The organism is Deinococcus marmoris DSM 12784 (genome assembly GCF_000701405.1).
GTDB lineage: Bacteria > Deinococcota > Deinococci > Deinococcales > Deinococcaceae > Deinococcus > Deinococcus marmoris.
In genome coordinates, this window is record NZ_JNIV01000222.1 from 1 (window position 1) to 1,931 (window position 1,931).

General features: G+C 55.7%; 3 protein-coding genes and 1 other RNA gene. 1 reads left to right on the plus strand and 3 read right to left on the minus strand.

Annotation, left to right across the window (positions count from 1 at the left end):
• The first annotated feature begins 216 nt into the window (after positions 1-216).
• Complete coding sequence (locus Q319_RS0123360) at positions 217-843, plus strand: hypothetical protein (RefSeq protein ID WP_029484773.1); 627 nt, start codon at positions 217-219, stop codon at positions 841-843.
• On the opposite strand, the gene Q319_RS27730 is transcribed toward Q319_RS0123360, so the two are convergent.
• The 3 genes from Q319_RS27730 to Q319_RS0123365 all read right to left on the minus strand — a co-directional run bounded on the left by Q319_RS27730 (position 791) and on the right by Q319_RS0123365 (position 1,853).
• Positions 791-1,093: a hypothetical protein gene (locus tag Q319_RS27730; RefSeq protein WP_156039579.1), complete on the minus strand. Its 303-nt coding sequence runs from the start codon at positions 1,091-1,093 to the stop codon at positions 791-793. The two genes, Q319_RS0123360 and Q319_RS27730, sit on opposite strands and share 53 nt — an antisense overlap.
• 103 nt (positions 1,094-1,196) lie before the next feature.
• Positions 1,197-1,553, minus strand: a transfer-messenger RNA (tmRNA) gene (ssrA, locus tag Q319_RS26710).
• 60 nt (positions 1,554-1,613) lie between these two features.
• Positions 1,614-1,853 carry a hypothetical protein gene (locus Q319_RS0123365; protein ID WP_029484774.1) on the minus strand — a complete coding sequence of 80 codons (240 nt, stop codon included), beginning with the start codon at positions 1,851-1,853 and terminating at the stop codon, positions 1,614-1,616.
• Positions 1,854-1,931 lie beyond the last annotated feature (78 nt).

Sequence of the window (1,931 nt, forward strand, 5' to 3'; positions counted from 1 at the left end):
TTTTTATTTTTGTCGTGCGTTCGGGATTACGTTCTGGTCAGGGAAGTGCCTCCATCTGGAGAGTCTAGCACGGTTAACAAAAAATACCGCGTCAATGTCAATAAAAACTATGTCAAAGGTGAGATCTATTCACGCTCAAATTCTAAACAGCAGTGATGCGGGTTACTATGTGGTGGCTGTGAGACGAATTCAATTGCAAGACCACGAGATGAAAAGGTGACTGGTCCCGTCACGGTTTTTCTAACAGAGGCGTTTCTGCCGCTCAGCCGCGAGATTGGCAAGTTTGGAGCCATGTACCGGGCCGAGGCTGAAGCCCTGTTCGGCCTGGAGTTTGTGCGGGCGGCGGTAGCGCGGAAAGTTTGCGTTGCAACGGAAACCGATTACGGAGTGGTGCTGTATCTGGCCCACAAGGGCCGCAGAATGATCGGGCTGACCAGTTCCTTCCAGTCCCGAATCGAGAACCTTGAGAATGCCGTCTGCTCACGTGACGCCTACAGCAACATCGTGGAAGCAGGCCACTCGGTGGAAACGGTTGAGCGGCAGCGCCGGGCCTCCATCGCCTATACCAGAGCAGGCACCAGGATTCTGGCGCTCGCCCAGGCCAGAGGCTTTAACCGCACCGTAATCAGGCGCAACTACTCCACCTGGATTGAGTCTGGCGAATACGGGGAGTTGCATCTGTACTCGTATCTGTCCACCACCGAGATGATGGAGTTTGGAATGTTGATGTTGCATTCCAAAAATCCCAGCGCCCTCCCCATAGATCCGACTAAATTTCTGCTTTACGCCCTCACGCCGTGGCCTGTAACGCACCGGCCAGAGGCCGCTGGAGCTGATACGTGACTCCGACTGGGCTGAGTGAGACCAGGTAGACCTGGCCGCCGCGCGTGACCTGGAATGACTGACCAAACTGGACATCCGAGGCCAGCTTGCGGTGGACGCGCTGGAGCTGACGCTCCACAGCATCTGACGGTTGACCACTCTGATCGAGCGAGTGCAGTTCGAGGGTCAGGCTCAGCAGACTTTCCAGCAAGAGGTGCTGGGTTTTCCTGGTCTGGGTACAGGAAAAAGTAGTGTCATCAGATTCTTGCAAAAGGCACCTCCCTTCATTTGGGCTGGGAAATCCTAGCAAGCACCCTCTGAAAACCTCTGATTAAAAAAGTGAGAGACCACCTGAAGTCAGGTGGTCTCTTCTTTGGTGGAGACGGAGGGAGTCGAACCCTCGTCCGATACAGCCTTGGTGGGCTTCTACGAGTGTAGTCCGTGATTTGATTCTCCTCGCTCAGCCGCGCATGGACACGCTGCTTTCGCGCCTATCTCCTAAATTTCGCTGACTTATCGGAGCACTTGGGTCAACTAGCCTTCTTTTGTATCAGTTTCCGCGACGCCAAAGGCCGGGCTGCGTGGTCACTGCGCAGTCAATTAAGCTGCGTATGCGTAAGAAACGCTGTTGTTGCCATTTGAAAGGCTTGACCGATGATTAACGAGGCCAACGGTCATCCTCGACTCGCCACTTCACTTCCAGCACGCACCGTCGAAACCGGGTCGTCCCCAAAGGTAGAGGCAGTATAGCAAAAACCAACCATCACACCTGACGAAACGTTCACCAATTTTTAGTTCGTCCAGTGGGTGAGATGCGGTGCGTGCCCATCGCGGAGCGCTTCAAGCGCCTGCTGGGCGCTCCGTTCGATCTCCTGACGCCCGAGAACGCGGCTCAGGGCCATCACCCGCTCAAACGTGTCCGGCTCCTGATCGGCCATCGCCGCCCGCATCAACCACTGCAACGCGTCTGAGGTCTCTCCCAGGGCGTTTGCATGTGCCTGATAGACCCGAGCGACTTCAGTACCGGACAACTTGAGTTCAGGCGGTGCTGAGCGCAGGAAAAGGGTGACTCAGGAGGCCAAAGTAGGCTTCGGCCTGTGGGCGATCCC